This window comes from Fischerella thermalis PCC 7521, from assembly GCF_000317225.1.
GTDB lineage: Bacteria > Cyanobacteriota > Cyanobacteriia > Cyanobacteriales > Nostocaceae > Fischerella > Fischerella thermalis.
In genome coordinates, this window is the sequence record NZ_AJLL01000012.1 from 38,721 (window position 1) to 62,947 (window position 24,227).

Sequence of the window (24,227 nt, forward strand, 5' to 3'; positions counted from 1 at the left end):
CCCCTGCCAATCCCTGATCCCCTATCCCTAAAAATTTATTTTTTATAAAAAATTTTAACTGTATATGGTTTTTATTACCTATAAAAAATTTTCATAATGTCCAATAGCAAATTGACAATTATACAAAAATATGATATATATCATTCTTTGGGATTGGCATTAAAAACATTGCAAACCCAACTCTTTCTTGGTTGTCAATCTCTTCAAAGACAGTAAATTCAAACTCCTCAATACACACTCAATAAAAAGTAATAAAAAGTTAACAATTCCCACCAAAGCTGGGTGATCCCGAATTGGATGTCTATTTCTTTATACAGACATTCTATCGGTTTGGCTGTGCTAAAATCAGCGTACCGGCACGACGCAGGTGATGGGAAAAATGCCATGTTTGAACGCTTCACAGAAAAAGCCATTAAGGTAATCATGTTGGCCCAGGAAGAGGCACGCCGCCTGGGACACAATTTCGTTGGTACCGAGCAGATCCTCCTGGGTCTGATTGGAGAAGGTACCGGAGTGGCGGCTAAGGTGCTGAAATCCATGGGCGTCAATCTCAAAGACGCTCGGATTGAAGTAGAAAAAATCATAGGCCGGGGTTCAGGCTTTGTAGCAGTGGAAATTCCGTTTACGCCACGGGCAAAGCGAGTTCTGGAACTATCCTTGGAAGAAGCGCGCCAATTAGGGCATAACTACATTGGCACCGAGCATCTGCTGTTGGGCCTGATCCGAGAAGGGGAAGGTGTAGCAGCCAGAGTGCTAGAGAATGTGGGTGTGGATCTTTCTAAGGTAAGAACTCAAGTAATCCGGATGCTGGGAGAAACTGCTGAGGTTACACAAGGAGGTCCATCACGCGGCAACAAAACCCCGACCTTGGATGAGTTTGGCTCGAATTTGACCCAAATGGCATTGGACGGCAAGCTGGATCCAGTGGTGGGACGTGCCAAGGAAATTGAGCGGGTGATTCAAATCCTGGGTCGCCGCACCAAAAATAATCCAGTCTTGATTGGGGAACCAGGGGTTGGTAAAACCGCGATCGCCGAAGGTTTGGCGCAGCGCATTGCCAATAAAGATGTCCCCGACATTCTGGAAGACAAGCGCGTAGTCACCTTGGATATCGGTTTACTCGTAGCAGGTACAAAGTACCGGGGTGAATTTGAAGAGCGCCTGAAGAAGATCATGGATGAGATTCGCCAGGCTGGAAATGTCATTTTAGTCATCGACGAAGTACACACCCTAATTGGTGCAGGTGCGGCAGAAGGTGCAATTGATGCGGCAAATATCCTCAAGCCAGCTTTAGCAAGAGGTGAATTGCAATGTATTGGTGCTACCACCTTAGATGAATACCGCAAGCACATAGAGCGAGATGCAGCCTTAGAACGCCGTTTCCAACCAGTAATGGTCGGTGAGCCCTCAGTTGATGAGACAATTGAAATTTTACGTGGTCTGCGTGACCGCTACGAACAACACCACAAGCTGAAGATTTCTGACGAAGCTTTGATTGCGGCGGCAAAATTGTCTGACCGTTACATTAGCGATCGCTACTTGCCAGATAAAGCCATCGACTTAATCGATGAAGCTGGTTCCCGAGTCCGTCTGATTAACTCCCAACTGCCACCCGCAGCCAAAGAGTTAGACAGAGAACTGCGACAGATCTTAAAAGAAAAAGATGATGCAGTTCGCGCTCAAGACTTTGATCGAGCCGGAGAACTGCGTGATCGCGAAATGGAAATCAAAGCCGAAATTCGCGCGATCGCTCAAAGCAAAACTGGTACTGGCCGCGCAGAGGGTGAAGAACCAGTAGTTACAGAAGAAGACATTGCCCACATTGTCGCTTCCTGGACAGGTGTACCAGTCAACAAACTCACCGAGTCTGAGTCCGAAAAGCTGCTGCACATGGAAGACACCTTGCATCAGCGCCTAATCGGTCAAGAAGATGCTGTGAAGGCTGTTTCGCGGGCAATTCGTCGCGCTCGTGTCGGCTTAAAGAACCCCAACCGACCCATTGCTAGCTTTGTCTTCTCTGGACCTACCGGTGTCGGTAAGACCGAGTTGGCAAAAGCATTGGCATCTTACTTCTTCGGTTCGGAAGAAGCGATGATCCGCCTGGATATGTCCGAATACATGGAACGTCATACTGTCTCCAAGTTAATCGGTTCACCTCCAGGCTATGTTGGTTACAACGAAGGTGGTCAGCTCACCGAAGCAGTACGCCGTCGTCCTTACACCGTGGTGCTATTTGACGAAATTGAAAAAGCGCACCCCGATGTCTTCAACATGCTGCTGCAAATTTTGGAAGACGGTCGTTTAACTGATGCCAAAGGTCGCACCGTAGACTTCAAGAACACCTTGCTGATTTTGACTTCTAACATCGGTTCCAAGGTAATTGAAAAAGGTGGCGGCGGTATCGGCTTCGAGTTTGCCGAAGACCAAAGCGAATCTCAGTACAACCGCATTAAGTTCTTGGTCAACGAAGAACTCAAGAACTACTTCCGTCCAGAATTCCTCAACCGTCTGGATGAAATTATCGTCTTCCGTCAACTGAACAAGGAAGAGGTAATGCAAATTGCCGACATTATGCTTCGAGAAGTATTTGGTCGCCTTACCGAGAAAGGAATCAATCTCGAAGTGAGCGATCGCTTCAAAGAGCGCCTGTTACAAGAGGGTTACAACCCAAGTTATGGTGCAAGACCTCTACGTCGAGCTATTATGCGCTTACTAGAAGACAGCCTCGCAGAAGAGATCCTGTCTGGTCGCATCAAAGAAGGCGATACTGCCATTGTTGATGTCGATGAGAGCGGTAATATTGCGGTCAGAGGCGAACAGCGCCGCGAATTGATGACGCCTGGAGTTGAGTGAGATTTTGGGTTGAATCTAAAATTTAAATTGAAAACGGTAGAGGATGAAAATCTTCTACCGTTTTTGCTGTCGGTATTTTGGATTAGCTAATAGCAGGAATACTAATTCTTTTGCTTCCTAGGCAGATTTTGAATTTGCGTCTTTTAAGATTTATATTATCTCAGTGCTATTTTACCCTTTCTATAAAATATTCAGTCATCCGGAACTGAGAAATAAGTGAACCACTAAGACACAAAGACACGAAGGTGAAAAGCTTAGTAATTGTGCAAAATTTGTTGGGATTTTTGCCCACGTTGAAAGAGTTAGAGTTAATGTAAAAATAATTAATAGTCTTGAAACGCAGAGGGTGAGTTTTCCTCGGCGTTCCTTTGCATTTACAACTCCTGCACAAATTCTGTTAAGAACCTAAACGCCTTCACCACGTAACTAGCACACTCTCTGGGAGAAGTATTGTAAAATGATCGCCACGCACTACCTTTGTCTTCATCATAGCGATCGCCTCTTTCTGGGTGTTCATCTAACCATGCTAATCTCACAGCGTGACCGATTAATACATCTAAGACAATATATTCTTCGATTTGCAAATCGGGGTTTTTGGATGCGATCGCTGCTAATTCCATTAATGTTTCGATATTAACTTGGCGATATTCAGGAGCCTCTATTTTATTTAACAGATGCTCTACTTGCAGAGCAAAGTTCTTTTCCCCGGCTGTCATCTCCGAGATGATTTCTTCACTTTCTAAGCGGTTGCGACGCTCTAGTTTATCGCCAATCACCAAACCTTTGCAATGGTGCATTAACAACCAAACTTGTTTGTAAAAGTCTTGAGGTACACGTCCGGTTGCGCCTTCGGCTTGGCGGAACCGTCGCCAACCACCTGGTTGTACTTCGATATCGTCAACAATTCCTGGTTGTACTACCCAGTCAATATCACTTTCTTTCTGTTTGACGTGTAAAGACTCTTGCTGGCGTAATAGTTTACTCATACCAGCGTATTCAGCTAATACCTGGCGTAGCCGGGTTTTGACTTCAAAGGGTGAAAGTTGCATCAGGGTTTCGTATGCTTCATCTTGAGTCACTTTCAACTCCTGCGCCAGTTCACTGGTAAGCAACAAAATCAGATAACCGACTCTGAGGGTGAGTAGTCCTTTAAACAACTCTGGTTCTGATTTGATTAAGGTACTCAAATAAATAAGGATTTCTTGAGTTAAAACGCGATCGCGTATATCTTCGCGACAAAAATGGTTGATTTTCTCGACTATTTCGTTGTGGGAGAGGGGTCCAGTGATCAACGACGCTTCACTGTAAGCTTTACCCACTGCAATTTGTTTACCCCGGACGATGATACTTGTAACTACGTCTGATAAAGCAATATACGCCATTTGCCGCAGCCCTGCTGCACGTCGTACAACGGCCCAAATTCCTAATTCTGCGGCTTTAGTGTAAACTTCATCAAGTAAATCCCCTACTGTGACGGGATTTCCTGGGCCACCAAAACCTGTATCAAATTCTAGCCCTTGCAAACGCGTCAGTGTCTGCAATAACTCTATTTGTTCATAAATATTTTCTGAGGAACGCAAGTAACTTAGCAGTAATCCAAAGTTGGTTTCACATTCTACTTGAAATTCTTGAGTATGTCCCAAAGGCCAATTTTTATCGGGATGTAGTGCTAAATAGACGCAGCGAGGTTTAGCATCTTTGACAGAAGACAGGGTAAATTTAAACTCTGGGAGAAAATCAATTCGTTCGATCGCTGCTGTTAACATCAGCTGATTCAATCGTCCTAGTTTTACCCGTACGCCGTTACAAATACCATCTTTGAGTTCTTGCATTAAGTTAAGTAATGCTTCGGAACCTGTTTCTAGCATGGTGCGCGTCAACATTAAAGTTAAAATCGGACGCCCTAAATCACTCCAATACTTTTGAATATAACCAAGTTCACTGCGTAAGTGCGCTACCAAAAAATGGTAATCCAGTGTTATGTAAAACTGTTGAAAGTCCAGAAATGAGGGTAAAAATACAACTGTTTCGTTACCAATACGAAATATTCTAGAAGTAGTTAAACTGCGAGGACGACGGGGTGGACGTCCTGTTAAACCAAGTTTGTCGCTACGTCCGATTTGGGCATAAATATTGATAAAATCATCAGCTTGGCGGACTTGAATTGGTTCTACTTGCTTAGGTGTTTGGGTTTCAATCCCGTGAACTTCTAATTCTGCTTGTAAATCTTCATCTTCTGCTAATAAAGCGATTTGCACCAGAGGTTCTCGGTGTTTATCCATGCGTAAGTGTCGTCCCAAGGGATCTATATCACCCACAGCAATTAATCCTTCACTGAGCATTTGAGCCAGATAATATAGACTCTGTGCCCATACTAAAGGGACATTTTCATTAGGTAAACGAGGCTGAGTTGATGGTGCTTTTTTTTCTGCTTCTACAAATTCTGCTGGTACATAATAAAGTTCTGGTAATAAACCTAAACCATCCCTTTCTACAAGTAGAAACTCTAAACGTTCTTGGTAATATTTAGCTTGTTCTTGATTGCCGCAAAATAGCCCATCGAGAAATAAGTAAGTGAAAAATAGTGGCCATTCACATTCAATATTTTCAAATTGTTTGAGTTCCCACGGTTCATAGTGCAAACGCTTAGTGTCTTCCAAAACTGTTTGGTGTCCGTCGCGTAAAAACCGTTTGCAGCCGTATTTACCTTCTAGTTTTGTCATAATCTCCTTGCGAGTGCGATCGCGTAGATGTGCATCTTCAACTGCAAACGCTGGGAAACTAATCACACTCAAAAGTGCCGCATCTATTTCTTTAGAAGCTGATTCTCTTGGTAATAAAGATTCCAAAGTAATTCTGGCACGGGCAATTTCATCTGGCAATACATGAATTACTGATGCTTGACTACCACGTACACCAAATAAATCTAGTCCATCGATTGCTTCTAAAGCAGCTTTTGCCATGCCAATGGAACTAGCATTTAACTCTGCATTGCCATGATTAATTTTATTACCTCTTTCCCAAATTCCATAATCTGGTGTGCGATAAGCCCTGCCAATGTAGTAAACCAAATTTTGCACAAAGTTGACTTCATCCAGAGTAAAAATTATTTGCAATCCTGAAGAAGTCATTTGTGCTAGCATCAGCACAAATATTGATGTCGCATCTAGTTGCAAGTGTCCCCATTCTTCATCACCAACAACAATATCTCCCGTAGCCGTGTTGTATTTGGCATGTAAAGCATCTAAGGGTGACTGAGTATGTTTAAATTTTTCGACTTTGTGCGCTTGGCGCATCATCGCAAACAACAAACCCCGCATCAACTTGACAACACTATGTTCCAATTCATAGGTGCGTCCTTTGTCTTCATCAACCTTGCGGTATGCTAACGCTAACCCCCAAACTGCCAAAATACTGTAAACATTATCACGTACCCAAGCATCAGTGTAATCACCGTGAGCTGTGATTGCTATACTTGCAGGCAGTAGACCAGTAATTGGATTTTGCCGTGCTAGGATGATTGTCTTGATTTGCTGATAATAATACTCTAGACGATCTTGCACTTGAAAAGCTTTTTTCATGATTGGACTAGAGAGTAGATTCCGGAAAGTAACCCTGTGACTTTGTATTTTAAGTATGTCAACCAAGTTAGAAATGTTTCTGTAATGGGCAATAGGATTACAGTCTCAGTTCAGGGGTTGATTTATTATCTCTTGTGAAGAGCTAATTCAACATAGGCATGAGAGGCTATGTCCTAAATATTGGGGAAAATAGACAAACGAAGAATAAAAAATCAACATTGGATTTTGTCTATTTTGTTAATAATTATCTGTAATTATCATACTAATTTTGATAAAAAAATAACTAATTTTACTGTCTAATGTTCTAATTTTAATTAGTAGTTATTGTAGCACAAAATAGTTTTGATAGGAAATATTAGAAAAATCAAAAAATGATAAACAGATAAATTTATTATAAGTTTTTAGCAATGAGGAATTATGTGTGTACGTTACAACGAAAATCAATCACCATTAGTAAAAATTGTTTACTCTCAAGTTAAAATTAATGGCAAGGTAGAACTAGTACCCTTAGAGTTATATGCTGATGGTAAACTTAAGCGCCAAGAAATAAACTTATTGGCGAGTTAGGGTGTTAATTACAACCAAAGGACACCTTTTTTGCCAGCAACAATTAATGTTAAGAGTTTTCTGTGTTTTTTTAGTATTGGGCTACATCAATCTTGTGATTATCTTTTTAAATTGGCTAAATAATCCGGTGTTGCCCAATATAGGGACGAAGTCGTGTAGACGTGCTCATAGACTTCAGGTAGGGTACAGCAAGGCGAACTAGTGCGTCCTTGGGGGTTTGTGAGAACGCAGTGGTTCCAAAATTTAAAATTCTGTTAGTGGATGACTACTAGATCGCAGACTGACAATAGTAACAATTATCATTAGCCAAACAAGCAGTAGCAGTATGATTGCTTAATTTCTGTCTGTAATGCCTACAAAATATCTTGAAATAATGACTAATTGTCAAGTAGTAATTATTTTAACTTTATGAAGTTTAAAAATTAATCCTCAAAGAAGCTTGACACAATTGCTAGCAGTAGTAGAATCTACTCAAAGTAATCAAAAAAATCAGGGTAGCTAAGTGGATAGCTTGTGTGCAACATCACGGAATATCCGCTTTCACACTTGGCATCCGCCGGATCATCTAAATGATTCCAAGTTATTACAATGACTTAGCGATGCCTTGATTGGTTATCAATGTTGAGTTCCTAAGATTTTATGGACCAAAGTCCACAAGACGGTAGTACTATCCTCCTCTAAGCTGGCGAGCTTGTCTCCCAGCGCGGGGGAGACTATTGGGAGGTTATGAATAAATGCTTGTACAGGACGTTCGCAATTGTGTCATTGACGTTGCTGACTTAAACCAGCTCAAATGGGATTTAAATCGCTTACAAGCCGTTGATGTGGGGGAGTACATTACACAATTGCCCAGCAAACAAAGGGCGATCGCATTTCGTCTACTCAACAAACATCAAGCCACAGACGTTTTTGAATATCTACCTCCAGACGTGCAAGAAGAATTAATTAATTCTCTGCATGATGTGCAGGTTGTACAAATTGTTGAGAATATGAGTCCCGATGACCGGGCAGAATTATTTGATGAGTTACCCGCAAAGGTCGTTAAACGCTTATTGCAACAACTTAGTCCGGAACAAAGACAAGTAACAGCAACAATTCTTGGCTATCCTGAAGGCACTGCTGGTAGGGTAATGACCACAGAATATGTACGCTTGCGGGAGGGATTGACTGTAGGTGAAGCCTTGAGCAAAATTCGTCGTCAAGACGAAGACAAAGAAACGATTTACTACGCCTACGTTACAGATGACAATCGGAAGCTAGTGAGTGTTGTCTCTCTGCGACAATTGTTGTTTACTTTTCCTGATGTTTTGATTCGAGATATTGCTGGCGATCGCGTTGTCAAAGTCAAAACAGAAACGCCCCAAGAGGAAGTCGCCCGGGTCATGAAGCGCTACGATTTAATCGCTTTACCTGTAGTTGATCGGGAAGACCGATTAGTGGGGATCATCACTATTGACGATGTAGTCGATATTATCGAAGAAGAAGCCACAGAAGATATTCAAAAACTGGCAGGGGTGAGTGGTGATGAAGCAGCTTTGTCTCCTCCCCAAATCACGATCAGAAAGCGCTTACCTTGGCTATTAGGAAATATTGGTTTATATATAGGCGCAGCTAGTGCGATCGCCCCTTTTCAGGGAGTTATTTCTGTTGTGCCGGTACTAGCGGTGATCATGCCAATATTGTCAAACACTAGTGGTAATGTTGCTATTCAAGCTTTATCTGTGACAGTACGGGGTTTGGGTGTTGGTGAAGTAACACCAATGGATACAATGAAAATTCTCCGTAAGGAAATTCTCGCTGGTTTTGGGACAGCACTTGCTTTAGCGATCACCTTGGGTACACTCTCGTTAATTTGGTCACCCGCCCCCGAACGCTGGGTGTCGATTGTAGCAGCTACGGTTATGGCCGTCAATGTATTTGTAGCAGCTACTTTGGGGACAGTACTACCGATGACTTTGAAACGATTAAATCTCGATCCTGCCTTGATTAGCGGCCCGTTGTTGACTACAACTTTGGATGCGATCGGATTTTTTACCTTTCTCTCAATGATTTCAGTCGCATTGCGGATATTTAATTAGTAACCATCACGAACTGCGTACACAGTCAGAAGCTGAGTTGCACTAGGTGACTTTAAGTCTTGCGTCAACTGTACCAGTCGCTTATGGGGGACTTGGGACTCCATAAGCGACTGGCGTACGATGACAAACACAGTGGCTAGAATTGGGAAACGCGATCGCTGATTTAGGTAGAGTAGTAATGCAAGTTGCTCGTAGTGGCAACAAAGATCACATCAACAGAGTACGTGAAATCCTCAGTCGAGCCAAACGCGAAATTTACAGTATCTTGGCAGAGGAGTAAGTGTTTTGGTTGGTTGTTGGTTGTTAGTAGTTAGTGTTTTACCCCTCACACCCATCACCCCATCACCCCACCTCCAGCACTCCTACAACGCTTCTGGTGGTGAAATATCTGGCCCGACAGTTACACCAACACTAGTAGACTTGATTCCCGGTGTAGTTCCAGACTCATGATGCTTTAATGACTCTGAAACAGAAGAAGAGCCAGGAGTAGGAGTAACTGCATTTTGATTTACCAGTCTGCTAGTCTCTCCTTGTTGTGAAACATATGATAATCCACCGATAGCACTAGCAACAAGGGCTGTATAGCCTACATATAAATGCATGGGGCGAATTTCAAAGCCAACTCCTTTAGAGGTTTTTTTCGACTCACCCCAAGAAGGTAAAACGGATTTTGTTGGTTCTGGTGCTGGTAAGGAAGCAGCTAAAGCTGTGCCATTAAATCCTAGAGCATTTCCCATTAAACGGATAAAACCACGTACAAAAACATCTTCTGGCAGTAACTCCCAGTTGCCATTTTCTATCGCTTCCATTTGATTAGCTGAGATGTAAGTGTAAACGCAGAGTTGTTCCAGAGAAAGACCTCTAGATTCACGAGCTTGGCGGAGTTGTTGTCCAATTTGACGTAGACTTTCTGTACGTCGTTCGTCTACGGATTGCTTTGTTAGCTCTTGTTTGGAAGCTATTTTATTTTTGAGCGATTCTAAAGGTGTTTTTACTGCTGTCAGATTATCCTGATTGGCTATATTTGCTACTAGGTTAGGCTGAGATGATAAATTTTCTTCTTTAGTATTTTCTTGGCTTTCTTTAGTATGAAATTTTACGCTTGTTAAATATTTTGATAAGTTATTGCTATTATCTTGTTGTGTTTGTTGTGTGAGATCAGCAGTCTCTGTTTGTGGTTGATTATGTGTCTGTTTTTCAACAGGGTTTTCCTCTTTTTGATAATGTTGAGTTAATTGTCGAAATGCTAAACCAATCGCTTCTCTGCCCACAGCTTTTAACAACATCTTGCCTTGCTCGGCGGAGTCACCAAGTAGTTTTTGTATAGTAGCTAAAGCACGACGATAAACTTGAGAATTATGCAGTTCTGCTTCTATTTCTCCTAAAAGCGATCGCAATTCATCTTGAGAAATTTCAATACTGGGATTACCCAAAATTTGTAAGAAGTACACAGGTGTAGTAACCATCACTAGAAGTCTTTTTTAACTAAATTAATACCTGTATTGTTTCTTCTAACTTTACGCTCAGATATCCGGATTTTTAACTATCAATTTAGTCCTGTTTCCCAGACAATAACAAATTATTTCGGCAGTCCCTTTTCAAAAATTTGTATAAGAAAATTTGCTGATACAAAAGTTAAATATAATACTTACTGTCAAACAAGTTCTTTAACTCTTTTACCCTCTGGCTTATTCAATGACTTTATCCTCTCCCTGACACAGCTTGTTGCATAAAAAAAGTACTGCTTGGATGTATTTGTATTCCACAGAAGCTACTTCTGCTACGTTAATTATGCCCAGCACCGGGAACCAGAAGTAATTTTTTGGGTTCAGAAGCAGTAATATATAGTTCTTCACTCATGAAAGCGGGGATAGTTATATCGCTGACACCATGAATGAATAAAACAGGCATTTTTAATTGAGGTACTTTTTGGATTGAATCAAATCGCTGTGTCAGAATTAAATCGACAGGAAGCATCCGAAAAATGTTCCTGTATACTACTACTTGCTGAATTGAGGTAAAAGAGCTTTCTACAATCAATCCAGCTGCATTTGGCTGTTTAATAGCTAGATCAATCGCGATCGCACCTGCCAAAGAATGACCGTAGATAAATATTTGACTAAGTGAAATCTTTAGCTGTTGTACTAAATAATTCCAACCCAAACTAATAAATAGGTTAACAATTGTATTTTATGTTGCAGCTTATTTTTTCAAATGCCAGTATTTATGTATACAATATAATCACTAGAATATGTAATTGTAGTATTTGACAGTTAACATTGTTTATCAAAAAATTTATTATTGAAAAGTTTAATAAATAAAAAATAGTAGATTATCAGTAGATTTTGGGAGATGACAGTGACGTCGTTCAATGAGGCGCAACAAGAGCAACTCAAGGAAATCGGAGCATATTTACGACAGATACGCGAAGACAAATCCCTGCGTATAGAACAAATAACTGCTCAAACCCTGATCAGACAGGCATTTTTAGAAGCATTGGAAGAAGGTCGATATGAAGATTTACCAGAGCCAATTTTTGTACAAGGATTTATCCGGCGCTACGGTGATGCACTTGGACTTGATGGTGTATCATTAGCCAAAAATTTTGCAATCAACTTTTTCCTTCTCGATTCTGAAAATGATGGCAAGAAACCACAAAAAAACTCAAGTATACATATCCCTCTTGCTGTTCCTTATGCAGTATTATTAACGGTTGCTTCTTTTATATTGTTTTTTCGCCTCAATCCCAAAACTCCAGCCGATTCTGTTGCTCAGGAACAAAAACCCAAAGCTTCCACCCAAACAACAGTATCTCCACCTATAGCTTCGTCACCAACATTGTCCCCATTTACCGCCCCAGTGGCTACAACTCCCTCACCAGAAACATCTCCTTCCACCCCAGCAACTTCTCCAGTTGAAGTGACAGTCGAACTACAAGGGGAATCATGGGTACGAGTCAAAGCAGATGGTAAAACTATGTTTCAGGGGACTTTAAGTAAAGGAGAGCGAAAAACTTGGACAGCAAAGAAGGAATTGACTATACGTTCTGGTAATGCAGGTGCTGTATTAGTTTCTGCTAATAAAAGTGAACAAAAACCTCTAGGAGATCCAGGAAGGATAAAGACAGTAACTTTTACCCCTGAATCAGTCAATAGTCAATAGTTTTTGCCATTGACCATTGACCATTGACCATTGACTAATAACTATACTTGCGGCGTACGCAAGTGCCATGGAGTAGATTGTTCATAAGCATAAGCCACTTGAAACAGTTGATCTTCTCGTAGGGGTCTACCAATCAACTGCAAACCAATCGGTAGTCCATTGTCATCAAAGCCACAGGGTACACTTATACCTGGTAAACCTGCTAGATTCACAGGAATAGTCATTAAGTCAACTAAATACATACTTAGAGGATCAGCAGTTTTTTCTCCCGCTTTGAATGCTGTAGTGGGGGCGGTAGGACAGGCTAAGACATGAACTTGTTCAAAAGCTCTTTCAAAATCTTCTTTAATCAGGGTGCGTACCTTTTGGGCTTTCAAATAATAGGCATCGTAGTATCCTGCTGAAAGAGCATAGGTTCCTAGCATAATCCGACGTTTGACTTCTGCACCGAAACCACTAGCACGAGTACGGGTGTACATCTCCATCAAATTTTCTGCTTCCTCAGCACGATAACCATACTTGACACCATCATAACGAGCCAAATTTGCTGAAGCTTCTGAAGGGGCGATAATGTAGTAGCTAGGCAAACCATAACGAAAGCGGGGACAGGAAACTACATGAATTTCTGCACCCAGATTTTGCAGTTGATCAAGTGCTTTGGTAATAGCCTGTTCAACTTGGGAATCTAAACCTTCGCCGAAAGTTTCTTTAATAATGCCAATTCTCAGTTGTCCCCTGGGTTTGAGATCCGGTTTTAAGCCAGCGGTGTAATCGGGAATAGAAACTTTTAAGCTGGTAGAGTCTTTTGGGTCATAACCTGCGATCGCTTGCAACAATATCGCTGCATCTTCCACAGAACGAGCAAACGGACCAATTTGATCCAAAGACGAAGCAAACGCCACCAAACCATAACGCGAAACTAGTCCGTAGGTTGGCTTGATCCCCACCACACCACAAAAAGAAGCTGGTTGACGAATCGAACCCCCAGTATCAGAACCCAGAGAAATAACACATTCTCCTGCTGCTACCGCCGCCGCCGAACCACCAGAAGAACCACCCGGAACTCTCGATAAATCCCAAGGGTTAGCAGTGAGACCATAGGCTGAGGTTTCTGTGGAACCGCCCATCGCAAACTCGTCCAAATTGGTTTTACCCACCATCACTGCATCGGCTGCCGCCAACTTTTGTGTTACCGTTGCCTCATAGGGCGGCACAAAATTTTCTAAAATTCGGGAAGCACAAGTAGTATTAATTCCCTTTGTGCATATATTGTCTTTAATGCCGATGGGAATACCTGCCAATAAACCAATTTCTTCGCCTGCGGCGATTTTAGCATCCACTGCCCGCGCTTGTTCCAATGCCCGTTCGGCAGTTACACACAAGAAACTGTGTAATTTTGGCTCTAGCGCTTGAATGCGGTCTAAAGCTTCCTGAGTAATTTCTACGGCAGAACGTTCTTTTTTAACTAGCTGTTTATGCAACTCGCGGATGGATGCCATATTGCTTCCTTTGTGACTCAAGTCATTGATTTTAGTACAGTTTGACAATTTATGCTCAGTTGAAAGTTAGTAGTTAGTGGTTGGTTGTCGGTGGTTGATGGTTAAGTGTTTTACTCCTCACACTCCACCCTTAACTTAAGCCCAGGAGCGCCTCTACACACTCCTCACACCTCCCCATCACCCCTACCCTACGGGAAGCCGCGCAGAGCGCGTCTACACCCCATCACCCCATCTCCCCACCTACCCATGCCATACACTCACAATTAGATTAATATGTATTTCACACTGAGTAAGTCGGTGGGAATAAACATAATATATTTTACGAACAGTAAAAAATGAACCAAACCCTTACTAATGACAAATTGTGCCGACTTACTTAAACAATTTTATAGAATTAACTAATTCTCAAGATTTCAGTATATTAGAGAAAATGGTTAAAATTATCACTCGTAAATCATTGGGTACACAGAACGTATATGACATTGGAGTAGAGCAAAACCATAATTTTGTGATTAAAAACGGTTTGGTTGCTTCCAATTGTTTCAATAAATCCCACTCTACAGCTTACGGGTATGTAACTTATCAAACGGCATATTTAAAGGCTAATTATCCCTTAGAGTATATGGCGGCGCTGTTAACAGCTAACAGTGACGACACAGATAAGGTGCAAAAATATATTGCTACCTGTACAAACATGGGTATTCAGATCGACCCACCCGATATTAATCGTTCTGGCGTTGATTTTACTCCTTTGGATGGTAAAATTCTGTTTGGATTGTCGGCAGTGCGGAACGTCGGACAAAATGCGATCGCTGCTATTTTAGAAGCCAGAAAATCTAAAGGTGAGTTTAAGTCATTGTCTGATTTTTGCGATCGCGTTGATTTGGGTGCTGTTAACCGTCGCACTTTAGAATCACTAATTTATTGTGGAGCTTTTGACAAAATTGACTCCAACCGTAATCAGTTACTGCATGACTTGCCTCTAGTATACGACTGGGCCCAATCCCGCGCCAAAGATAGAGCTACAGGACAAGGTAATCTCTTTGATTTATTAGGCGGCGGATTTGCTAGCAATACTCATAAAAATACAATACAAAATAGTTTTGATAACGCCCCAAAAGCTAAACCTGTTCCTGATTTACCCCCTCAAGAAAAGTTACGTAAAGAAAAAGAATTATTAGGCTTTTACGTCTCAGATCATCCCCTCAAATCCATACGCAGTTCAGCACGAGTCCTAGCACCAGTTAATCTCTCTCAATTAGGTGAACAAAAAGAAGAATCTACTTTATGTGCAGTAGTAATGCTTAATAATGTCAAAAAAGTCATCACCAAAAAAGGTGATCCAATGGCAATCTTACAAATAGAAGATTTAACTTCTCAATCAGAAGCAGTAGCATTTCCTAAAACTTACGAACGTATTAGTTCACTTCTGCAAGTTGATTCTAGATTAATCATTTGGGGTAAAGTAGACCGAAGAGATGAGCAAACTCAATTTATTGTTGAAGATGCAGAAGCAGTAGAAACTGTACAAATGGTGATGGTAGAATTAAGCGTTCAACAGGCAGCTACGATTGAAGAACAACATCGCTTACGAACAATTTTACAAGAGCAATCAGGGGATAAAGAAAAAGCAAAAGTCCCAGTAATCGGAATTGTGCAGTCTGGAACTTCCCGCCATCTCGTCCGTTTTGGACGTCAATTCTGGGTGCAGGATTCTCGAAGTGCTGTTTTAGCTTTACAAAATGCTCGATTCTCTGCTCACACACAACTACTTACTAATAATTAGATAATTACGTAAAAATTAATAGTAAACATTTATGTTCACTAAATCACAATACTAGTGTTATTAAAGTAATTTTGTGTATAGATCTCTTCTATCTTTGTGTACTCCCAATCCAAAATCCAAAATAGTATAAGAGTATAGCAAAAAGGTATTGAGTGAGTTAAGCAAATATAATATTTCCCTTGCCGCTTTATCCCTTACCCCTCCCTAAGAACTAAACTATGTAACACTAGAGAGGGAAAGCGCACACAAGAGGTATCAAGAAGGTGTTTAGAACACTTTTGGTAATTGCCATTGGTTTCTTACCATCTCTATTCTCCCTGTGGTTGATGCGTAAAACCCAGGCTAGAATGCGATCGCACCTCAGACGCGTGGCGAGAAATTTTCCCAGAGAACCAATTCCAGTAGATTCTAGACCAGAACCAAGCGATCGCTATTACTTAGAAGGAGTAGGTTATCTCATTGGCGACATCAGCTGTCGGTATAATGCTCGTTCTGGTTACTTACGCTGTGCTGTCAATCCTAGCGGACCGTGTGAGGGTTGCCGTTACTATGAAGCCAAAGAATTCCGTAAATGATAATTAATTTATGTTTGATGTGAATTGAAGCGATGACAAAAATTAACAAAAATTATATTTTATAAATCGACCACAGATAAACACAGATTGACTTGGTAATAAGTTAATTGCTAGTTTTTCACCATTACCAATTACCCATTATGACTAAGTAGAACGGTGCAAAAAAACCGAACTATGTAACGGAAAGTAAAGTTGCCCAAAAAGCTCTTCCCTTCAGCATAGCTGCCCTCTGCCTCCTGCCTTGTCATAACGACAATTTTCAACACCGACCTACTTATCTCTAACAATTCCAAGGTTTTTGAACAGTCCAGTGGCGATCGCTCGATTGATAAACTTCCACTCCCGACAAACCCACTTCAGCAAGTAAATTCCTGACTTCATCTATAGTTAAAGCAGCGTGCAGAGAATCACGAAATAATTTTTTTTGATGCTCGTTGTATTCTGCACCAATACTGTCAACTAAAGCATTCATTGTTGCTTGATCGCGAGGTCGAAATAAATCACGAATAAAAATGCCACCATTGGGTTTCAACACGCGCTTGAGTTCTTGAAAAAAAGACAAAGGATTTGGTAAATGGTGAACAAGACTATTTGAGACAACCAGATCAAATTGCCTATCTCCGTAAGGCATGTGTTTAACATCTACCAATTCCAGGCGAATTTGCTCTTGTAAACCAGCTTCTTGAACATGATGGGCAGCAATTTGTAGCATACTTGCAGCTAAGTCAATTGCAATTACTTGCCACTTATGTCGTATTTGACACATTATAATTGGAATTCGACCCGTACCAGTACCAGCATCCAATACCACACCTTGCTCTGATGGCCCCAAAGCGATCGCTTCTTGAGCAAAAGCACTATTTACCTCAGTAAAATCCATTGCATCATACTCAATAGCCTCTTCGAGGCTATCCATCACTTCAGGTTCTAACACTCTTTCCATAGTCATTTGTCAATGGTCAATTTTCATTATGTTAGTGGTTAGTGGTTGGTGGTTAGTAGTTAGTAGTTAGTGGTTGTTAACGATGTTCAATTACCCATTACCCATTACCCATTACCTAACATGTAAAGAAAAATCTACCTTTTGGGAACACTAGACTTATCACCAAAATTATCAGGGAAAAGTCGATGTGGAAAGGCGGATTTAATCATAACTCCAAAAATACACTCCCCTTGCACATATCGGAAACATACCTCAAAGCAAGGAAACATAACACAATTACCCATGAATTTCAGGACAGTTCCCAAGTAGAAATCCAAGTTCTCCAGGAACAAGGAGAACACGCATCGGAAGCATATAGGCTACTACAACTTGGAGTTCAGCAGCAGCAAGCTGGTGAATTACATTTGGCAATGAAATCTTTGCAACAATCTTTGGCGTTGTTTCAAGTAGCTGGAGATTGTCAAAAACAAGCACAGGTCTTTTGTTGTTTGGCCTTGATCGCTTATAACTTAGGTGACTACAAAGGTACAATTTCTTACTCCCAGCAATGTTTATCTCTAGCAAAAAAAACAGCTGACTTACAGTTGCAGATCCAAAGTTTTTCCCATATGGGCAATGCTTATCGTCACCTGGGTGAAAATCAAAAAGCAATTGAATCTTTACAAGAGTGTTTGCAGTTAGCACAGCAAGTACAAGATGGACGCAGCCAGATAGCAGCGCTGAATAATCTTGGATTAGTCTATAAAGCTTTAGGTGATCTATCAAAAACAATAGAGTTACAGCAGCAAAGTCTGTTAATTATCAAGCAGTTCCAAGACAATTGGGGCGAACAACAAGTATTAAAAAATCTCGGAAACGCTTATTATAGTCTGGGAGATTACGTAAAAGCGATCGATTACTACAAACAGTGTATAAAAATTTCTAAATATCTAAATAATTACCGTAGTGCAATTCAAGTTCTTAAGAATTTAGCTAATGCTTGCTATACTCTAGAAGAATACGCTGATGCAATTATGTATCATGAAGAACGTTTAAAAATAGCTACAGAAATACAAGATCAACGTTCTCAGGAACAGTGCTTAGGCAGCTTGGGAATAGCTTGTGAAGCCTTGGGAGATTATGCCAAAGCAATTGCTTACTATGAAAGGCGCTTGGAACTAGCTAGGATTCTTAATGACCGTCGTAGTGAGGAACAAACCCTTGCCAGTCTTAGAGTAGCTTGTTATGCCTTGGGCGATTATGTCAAAGCGATGCAATATCAAGAGCCAGATTATGGTAGTGATAATATTGCTTATTAAAGATATATTTCGCGTCAATATAAGTAGAGTGTTCGTCTAATTTTGGAACAAAATAGCTAACTTCATATGACCTCTCAGAAAAGTAATACAAAAGATGCTTCTGCATCGTCAGGAGTATGGCACAGTGTGCGGGAAAATTTCGGTTTGATAGCTATTGCCTTAGTTTTGGCATTCTTAATCCGGACTTTTATTGCTGAACCTCGCTACATTCCCTCAGATTCAATGGTGCCAACTCTACATACAGGCGATCGCTTAGTAGTAGAAAAAATCTCTTACTATTTTCATCCTCCACACTTGGGCGACATCATTGTTTTTCAGCCACCGGAAAAACTACAACAAAAAGGATATCCGAAAGACCAAGCCTTCATTAAGCGTGTAATCGGTGAACCAGGTCAAACAGTGGGAATTTCTGATGGTAAGGTTTACATCAATGGACAACCCCTACAAGAAAACTATATTGCCGAACCACCAATTCAGCCCTTGACACAAGTGCAAGTCCCAGAAAACGAGTTTTTTGTCATGGGAGACAATCGTAACGATAGTAATGACTCCCGTTACTGGGGCTTCTTGCCTAGACAAAATATCATCGGTAGGGCAGTTTTTCGCTTCTGGCCCTTTGATCGGATTGGGTTTGTTTAATCTTGTTGTTTGTTGGTAGTTGTTTGTTGGTGGTTGGTTGTTTCTAAAGCCCAATACCTAATAACTTTTGCCCTGTCATTTCCAAACAACAATCAACAACTAACCATCAACATTTAAAACCTGAGATAATACATCAGCTGGGCCAGGATGTCACCAGAGAGATTCAAGCGTCGCTGGAAATCTACTAAGTTACGATAGGGCCCAGCTGATTGGCGATTGTCAACGACTGCTTGAGCAATGGATGAGTCTATAAATGGTATTTTTGCTAAACTCTCAACTGTTGCTGTATTAGGATTTATTGTATAAGTAATATTATCTACAGATTCATCGTCATAATAACTAAAATTTAAAATCGCCTCTAAAGGCTTGAGTCGCTGCACCGATATACTTAAAGCAGCAGCTAAATCTTCTATACAGTAGAATTTTACACCAGTACGTGATAGTTCTACAAGCGATCGCGCCTGATGAATAGACAACCCTGGTAGGCGCAACCAATCATCTACATTCGCCTGGTTGACGTCTATACGTATGCCTAAAGATACAGCGATCGCGATTTCTTCTATGGACTGAAATCTGTAGTAGGGGTCATTCAGCAGTTTAGAACGCAGTTTTTGCAATCTAGAGTTAAATGTAAATGGCAACCTGTTTTGGTTCATGGCATTTTTGTGGATACTGGTTAGTGGATAGTAGATAGTGCTTGAGTAGTTAAAATTGCCCAACAACTACTAACCAATGTACAGACGTGCCATGGCACGTCTGTACAACCACTAACAAATTATGAAATTTGATCAAGCAATTGACGGCGTTTTTGTTCAAATTCATATTCAGAAATTAATCCATCTTGACGTAAAGCATCTAACTCACGCAAAGCATCTGCAACCGCCCCGACTTGATTTGCTCCTGAGTGTACAGAACGAACTACAGACTTACCTTGATTAAAATTCTGATCAAAAGCTTCTTCATCTTGAGCTAAATACCAAACTCCTTCAATGGCGCTTGCTACCTTCGGAATTGGCGTCCACGACAGCAGCACATATAAAACGCCCCACAACGGCTGTCCCAAATAAAACTTATGTAAACCAGAAATTGTTAACGTGCCAGCAAAAGCTAAAATTGCAGCAACACTTCGGCTTTTTCGTTTAGTCAACATCTTTGTTTCCTCATCCAACCAACCACGCAAAACAGCTATAGTAGCAAACACCCTTGATAAAATTAGCATTGCTGCTATCTAAATATTTATTGTATTGAAGCTGAGGATTGGTAATGGGTAATGGGTAATGGGTAATTGGTAATTGGGCATGGTTAACAACCACTAACCACTAACCACTAACAAATTCGTCAAGTGTTGATATCTTGGTAAAAAACCGTACTTTAACCGAAGCTTATTTTTTAGGTTAGTTCCCTAGACTAAAATAGACCTAGAGGCAAAAGTTTAAGACAAAGTGAGCTACTGGTAATCAGTACTCATAGGGTACAGAAGCAACATGGGATTCTTTGACTCCGAGATAGTTCAACAGGAAGCAAAACAGCTGTTTGAAGATTATCAAGCGCTTATCAAACTTGGCAGCAATTATGGCAAGTTTGATCGAGAGGGTAAGAAGCTGTTTATTGAGCAAATGGAAGCGATGATGGAGCGTTATCGCGTTTTTATGAAGCGATTCGAACTGTCTGAAGATTTTATGGCGCAAATGACTATCCAGCAGCTGAAAACTCAGCTTAGTCAGTTTGGCGTCACACCACAACAAATGTTTGATCAAATGCATATCACCCTAGAACGGATGAAAGCAGAACTGGAAAAACAGAACTAGAGGCTAGGGGCTAGAGGCTAGAAAATGAAAAACGAAAAATACAAAATTAAAATTTTTTAATTTCTGATTTTTAATTAACTTGTCCCTAATCCCCAATTTCTAGCTGCTAGTTCCTACTTTTTAGGACGAGGAAACTTAGATGGTGGCTTGAAGTACTCTACTGGCTGATTCTTAAGTGCTTGCAGCATAAAGTCTCGCCAGATAGGAGCTACCATAGTGCCGCCTGTAGCACCAGTCGCTAATTGTCTATTGTCGTCTCTACCCACCCAAACAGCAGTTGTCAGCTGGGGTACAGTACCGACAAACCAAATATCTTTTTCTGAAGAAGTTGTTCCTGTCTTACCAGCTGCTGGACGGCCAATAGCCGCATTTTTACCAGTACCATCAGTAATTACTGATTGCATCACATTAATAATAGCTGCCGCTGCCCAAGGTTCCAAAACTAGCTGGGGCTTGGGAGTATTATCTAGCAACACATTACCACTACTATCAGTAACGCGGACAATTACTGTTGTTGGTGACTGCCAGCCATAATTGGCAAAGGTAGCATAAGCGCCAGCCATTTCCAAAGGCGTCACCCCAATTGCCCCAAGGGGTAAAGAAGTCACTGGTTCCATCGGACTCATAATTCCTAAGGTACGGCATGTCTCAACAACTTTGTTCATGCCAATAGCCTTACCAATCTTGATCACAGGGACGTTACGAGACAACTTCAAAGCAGTACGAATTGACATAGCTCCACCATAACCGCCGTCGTAGTTGCGGGGGCTATACCAACCACTACCATCTCGGTAGCTAACTGGAGTATCGTACACTATCGTTTCTGGGTCGTACTTGCCAGTAGCAAAAGCGGCGTAGTAAACAAAGGGTTTAAAGGCAGATCCTGGTTGCCGATAGGCTTGGGTGGCGCGGTTAAATTCACTCGTTTTGGAATCTACACCTCCCACCAACGCTTTTACGTAATGGGTGCGGGGATCAATTGCTACCAAGGCAATCTGGTTCTTAGATAATCCTTGCCCAAGTAACTTTTTGTGCCACTTCCTGACGGTATCCTCTGCCATTGCTTGAAACTTGGCATCAACGGTGGTTTGTACCCGCATTCCACCTTTTAACAAAGCTTCACGACCAAATTTCCTTGCTAGTTCTTGAGATACGGCGTTGGTTACATAAGGTAAGGCACTACCTTGGAATGACCGGATTCTACCTAGTTTGATTTTTTCTTTTAAAGCGTCGTCGTATTCTTTTTGAGTAATCCAGCCCAAAGTCAGCATTCGTCCCAAAACTTCCTTTTGCTGGTATTTAGCTTTTTCCATACTGACAAACGGGCTAAACTCCTCTGGGGCTTGGATTAAACCCGCCATCATTGCCGACTCACCTAGAGTTAAGTACTCTGCCGACTTATTAAAATAACTGCGCGCCGCTGTTTGCACACCGTAGTTGTTGTGACCCCAATACACTTGATTGAGGTACATTTCTAAAACTTGGTCTTTTGTAAGTATTTGTTCGAGGCGAATTGCCAATACTGCTTCTGCGATTTTACGGGTAAATTCACGTCTATGCGACAAAAACAGGTTTTTCACCAATTGCATGGTGATCGTAGAACCACCCTCACGCACGCCACCAGCTACCCAGTTGGTAACAACAGCACGCCCCACACCTTTGGGGTTAATGCCGTGGTGAAAGTAGAAGTCAGAGTCTTCGCTTGCTAGTACTGCACGTTTGAGGTGCGGGGAAATTTTATCTAGTGATACAACCTCTCGGTTAGCTTCACCGTGGATACTCGCTAATAACTTGCCCTTGATGTCATAAATATAGGTAGTTTCTGAAGGGAAAAAATTACGTAGCTGTCTCACATCAGGCAAGTTGCGGAAACTGATGGCTAAACCAACTAATCCTCCCGCGACAATGGAACTCGCTAGCATGGTAATTGATAGCAGAGTACCGCCAGCTACCTGACCGACTCCTTTCAAAAACTCAACGCCAGATGAAGGGCTACCTTGGGATTGCTTTTCTTCAAAAGTCCTAGACGACACGGCGTTCTCACTTCCTCACTTGTAAATATAACTATAATTTCTTCAAGTCAGCAAAACGATTAATTTTTTGCAATTATATTAGTCTGGCAGATAAAAGAACGGAAGCATTGCTAGTGACTATAACCCACCCAACTTCCATATTGCAAAGTATAGATAACAGTCAATATCCTAATAGTATGGCGCAGAATTTTTCTTGGTTACATCGCGGCGTTGTCGAAATTTTTCCACAACCAACTGATTCGGACAGTGAATCTGAAAGTTTAGAAAAGCGCTTAGCCACAACCGACCGACCTTTGCGGATCAAATTGGGCATTGACCCGACAGGCGCGGACATTCACCTCGGTCATAGCATACCAGTAAGAAAACTGCGAGCTTTTCAAGATGCTGGTCATACAGCAGTGTTAATTATTGGTGATTTTACGGCACGGATTGGCGACCCTACAGGAAAGTCAGATGTACGTCGCCAACTTACACAACAAGAAGTTGAAGCAAACGCTCAGACTTATCTTGATCAAGTACGACCTATATTAGATTTTGACACACCCGGAAGGTTAGAGGTGCGATATAACTCAGAGTGGCTTTCTAAGCTGGACTTGGGCAAAACTTTAGAGTTGCTCTCAACCATGACAGTGGGGCAAATGCTAGCGAAAGAAGGATTTGCTGAACGTTATAAAAGAGAGAATCCTATTTTTCTACATGAGTTCCTCTATCCGCTAATGCAGGGTTTTGATTCTGTGGCTGTGGAAGCTGATGTGGAATTGGGTGGTACTGACCAGAAATTTAACATAGCAGTAGGTCGAGATTTACAGCGTCATTTTGGACAGAAACCCCAGTTTGGTTTACTACTGCCTCTTTTACTTGGCACGGATGGTCTGCAAAAAATGTCTAAGTCTTTAGGTAATTACGTAGGATTACGAGAGCATCCTAGTCAAAAGTATCAAAAACTGCAAGGTATTCCAGACCACCTACTCAAAGATTATTTTGAACTGTTGACAGATTTACCTCTAGACAAACTACCAGAAAATCCACGCGATCGCCAAAAACTACTCGCGCAAGAAATAGTCCGGCAGTATCACGGACAGAGTGCCGTCGATAACATTGAAGCAGGAGATCTACCCGAATTTTCTCTATCTAAAGTAGAATTTCCGGCAAAATTATCCTATATTCTCAATGCTAGTGGCTTATGCAAAAGCAGTGGAGAAGGAAAGCGGAAAATTCAAGAGGGTGGTGTGCGACTAGATGGTGATCGCATCACCGATGTCGATACTGCTTTCCAAGATAAAAGCGAATTGTACGGACGGGTTTTGCAACTCGGGAAAAATAAGTTTGTCAGACTTGTACCATGATCGGTAATGGGTAATGGGTAATAGGGAATAAAAAATACCAATTACCAATTACCAATTAC

19 protein-coding genes and 1 pseudogene are annotated in these 24,227 nt (G+C 41.4%); 12 read left to right on the plus strand and 8 right to left on the minus strand.

Going from position 1 to position 24,227, the window contains the following annotated elements; translation table 11 throughout:
* The first annotated feature begins 384 nt into the window (after nt 1-384).
* Nucleotides 385-2,853 (plus strand): ATP-dependent Clp protease ATP-binding subunit, encoded by a 2,469-nt coding sequence (locus tag UYK_RS0103530; protein ID WP_026086344.1) that lies wholly within the window; start codon nt 385-387, stop codon nt 2,851-2,853.
* 374 nt (nt 2,854-3,227) lie between these two features.
* Here the strand turns inward: UYK_RS0103530 and UYK_RS0103535 are convergent, their stop codons facing one another.
* The gene (locus tag UYK_RS0103535; protein WP_009457554.1) at nt 3,228-6,434 is read right to left on the minus strand and encodes a phosphorylase b kinase regulatory subunit alpha/beta; all 3,207 of its coding nucleotides are present in this window, start codon (nt 6,432-6,434) and stop codon (nt 3,228-3,230) included.
* Nucleotides 6,435-6,851: 417 nt separating this feature from the next.
* Between UYK_RS0103535 and UYK_RS26660 the strand changes: the two genes are divergently transcribed.
* The 3 genes from UYK_RS26660 to UYK_RS24800 all read left to right on the plus strand — a co-directional run bounded on the left by UYK_RS26660 (nt 6,852) and on the right by UYK_RS24800 (nt 9,359).
* Nucleotides 6,852-7,001 carry a hypothetical protein gene (locus UYK_RS26660; protein WP_009457553.1) on the plus strand — a complete coding sequence of 50 codons (150 nt, stop codon included), beginning with the start codon at nt 6,852-6,854 and terminating at the stop codon, nt 6,999-7,001.
* A gap of 734 nt (nt 7,002-7,735) precedes the next feature.
* Nucleotides 7,736-9,079: a magnesium transporter gene (gene mgtE / locus UYK_RS0103545; RefSeq protein WP_016870912.1), complete on the plus strand. Its 1,344-nt coding sequence runs from the start codon at nt 7,736-7,738 to the stop codon at nt 9,077-9,079.
* Nucleotides 9,080-9,221: 142 nt separating this feature from the next.
* Complete coding sequence (locus UYK_RS24800; RefSeq protein ID WP_235182299.1) at nt 9,222-9,359, plus strand: hypothetical protein; 138 nt, start codon at nt 9,222-9,224, stop codon at nt 9,357-9,359.
* Between the two features lie 82 nt (nt 9,360-9,441).
* On the opposite strand, the gene UYK_RS0103555 is transcribed toward UYK_RS24800, so the two are convergent.
* Both UYK_RS0103555 and UYK_RS0103560 read right to left on the minus strand, forming a co-directional pair.
* Nucleotides 9,442-10,545, minus strand: a complete 1,104-nt coding sequence (locus tag UYK_RS0103555; RefSeq protein WP_009457551.1) for a helix-turn-helix domain-containing protein — start codon at nt 10,543-10,545, stop codon at nt 9,442-9,444.
* 222 nt (nt 10,546-10,767) lie between these two features.
* Nucleotides 10,768-11,236: pseudogene (locus UYK_RS0103560) on the minus strand (alpha/beta hydrolase); the annotation flags it as partial.
* Between the two features lie 195 nt (nt 11,237-11,431).
* Between UYK_RS0103560 and UYK_RS0103565 the strand changes: the two are divergent.
* Nucleotides 11,432-12,241: a helix-turn-helix domain-containing protein gene (locus UYK_RS0103565; protein ID WP_009457549.1), complete on the plus strand. Its 810-nt coding sequence runs from the start codon at nt 11,432-11,434 to the stop codon at nt 12,239-12,241.
* 41 nt (nt 12,242-12,282) lie between these two features.
* On the opposite strand, the gene gatA is transcribed toward UYK_RS0103565, so the two are convergent.
* The gene (gene gatA, locus UYK_RS0103570; protein ID WP_009457548.1) at nt 12,283-13,740 is read right to left on the minus strand and encodes an Asp-tRNA(Asn)/Glu-tRNA(Gln) amidotransferase subunit GatA; all 1,458 of its coding nucleotides are present in this window, start codon (nt 13,738-13,740) and stop codon (nt 12,283-12,285) included.
* Nucleotides 13,741-13,845: 105 nt separating this feature from the next.
* Here gatA and UYK_RS25905 point away from each other — a divergent pair, with 105 nt between their 5' ends.
* The 3 genes from UYK_RS25905 to UYK_RS0103580 all read left to right on the plus strand — a co-directional run bounded on the left by UYK_RS25905 (nt 13,846) and on the right by UYK_RS0103580 (nt 16,101).
* Entirely contained in the window at nt 13,846-14,007 is a 162-nt protein-coding gene (locus tag UYK_RS25905; protein ID WP_157221805.1) for a hypothetical protein, read from the plus strand.
* Nucleotides 14,008-14,170: 163 nt separating this feature from the next.
* The gene (locus UYK_RS0103575; RefSeq protein ID WP_026086345.1) at nt 14,171-15,526 is read left to right on the plus strand and encodes a helix-hairpin-helix domain-containing protein; all 1,356 of its coding nucleotides are present in this window, start codon (nt 14,171-14,173) and stop codon (nt 15,524-15,526) included.
* A gap of 263 nt (nt 15,527-15,789) precedes the next feature.
* Nucleotides 15,790-16,101, plus strand: coding sequence for a DUF6464 family protein (locus UYK_RS0103580; protein ID WP_016870914.1), 312 nt, complete (start codon nt 15,790-15,792; stop codon nt 16,099-16,101).
* A gap of 280 nt (nt 16,102-16,381) precedes the next feature.
* Here UYK_RS0103580 and UYK_RS0103585 read toward each other — a convergent pair whose 3' ends face one another.
* Nucleotides 16,382-17,044, minus strand: a complete 663-nt coding sequence (locus UYK_RS0103585) for a class I SAM-dependent methyltransferase (RefSeq protein WP_016870915.1) — start codon at nt 17,042-17,044, stop codon at nt 16,382-16,384.
* A gap of 185 nt (nt 17,045-17,229) precedes the next feature.
* On the opposite strand from UYK_RS0103585, the gene UYK_RS0103590 reads away from it, so the two are divergent.
* On the plus strand, nt 17,230-18,342 hold the full coding sequence (locus UYK_RS0103590) for a tetratricopeptide repeat protein (RefSeq protein ID WP_009457544.1): 1,113 nt from the start codon (nt 17,230-17,232) through the stop codon (nt 18,340-18,342).
* Between the two features lie 66 nt (nt 18,343-18,408).
* Nucleotides 18,409-18,981 (plus strand): signal peptidase I, encoded by a 573-nt coding sequence (gene lepB / locus UYK_RS0103595; protein ID WP_009457543.1) that lies wholly within the window; start codon nt 18,409-18,411, stop codon nt 18,979-18,981.
* 113 nt (nt 18,982-19,094) lie between these two features.
* Here lepB and UYK_RS0103600 read toward each other — a convergent pair whose 3' ends face one another.
* The gene (locus UYK_RS0103600; RefSeq protein ID WP_009457542.1) at nt 19,095-19,637 is read right to left on the minus strand and encodes a ComEA family DNA-binding protein; all 543 of its coding nucleotides are present in this window, start codon (nt 19,635-19,637) and stop codon (nt 19,095-19,097) included.
* Between the two features lie 119 nt (nt 19,638-19,756).
* Nucleotides 19,757-20,131 carry an NINE protein gene (locus tag UYK_RS0103605; protein ID WP_026086346.1) on the minus strand — a complete coding sequence of 125 codons (375 nt, stop codon included), beginning with the start codon at nt 20,129-20,131 and terminating at the stop codon, nt 19,757-19,759.
* A 334-nt stretch (nt 20,132-20,465) separates the two neighbouring features.
* Between UYK_RS0103605 and UYK_RS0103610 the strand changes: the two genes are divergently transcribed.
* Nucleotides 20,466-20,789: a DUF1825 family protein gene (locus tag UYK_RS0103610; RefSeq protein WP_009457540.1), complete on the plus strand. Its 324-nt coding sequence runs from the start codon at nt 20,466-20,468 to the stop codon at nt 20,787-20,789.
* 113 nt (nt 20,790-20,902) lie between these two features.
* Here the strand turns inward: UYK_RS0103610 and UYK_RS0103615 are convergent, their stop codons facing one another.
* Complete coding sequence (locus UYK_RS0103615; protein ID WP_009457539.1) at nt 20,903-22,822, minus strand: transglycosylase domain-containing protein; 1,920 nt, start codon at nt 22,820-22,822, stop codon at nt 20,903-20,905.
* A gap of 176 nt (nt 22,823-22,998) precedes the next feature.
* Between UYK_RS0103615 and tyrS the strand changes: the two genes are divergently transcribed.
* A complete protein-coding gene (gene tyrS / locus UYK_RS0103620) occupies nt 22,999-24,168 on the plus strand; it encodes a tyrosine--tRNA ligase (RefSeq protein ID WP_016870916.1) in 1,170 nt (389 codons plus the stop codon).
* The last annotated feature ends 59 nt before the right edge of the window (nt 24,169-24,227 follow it).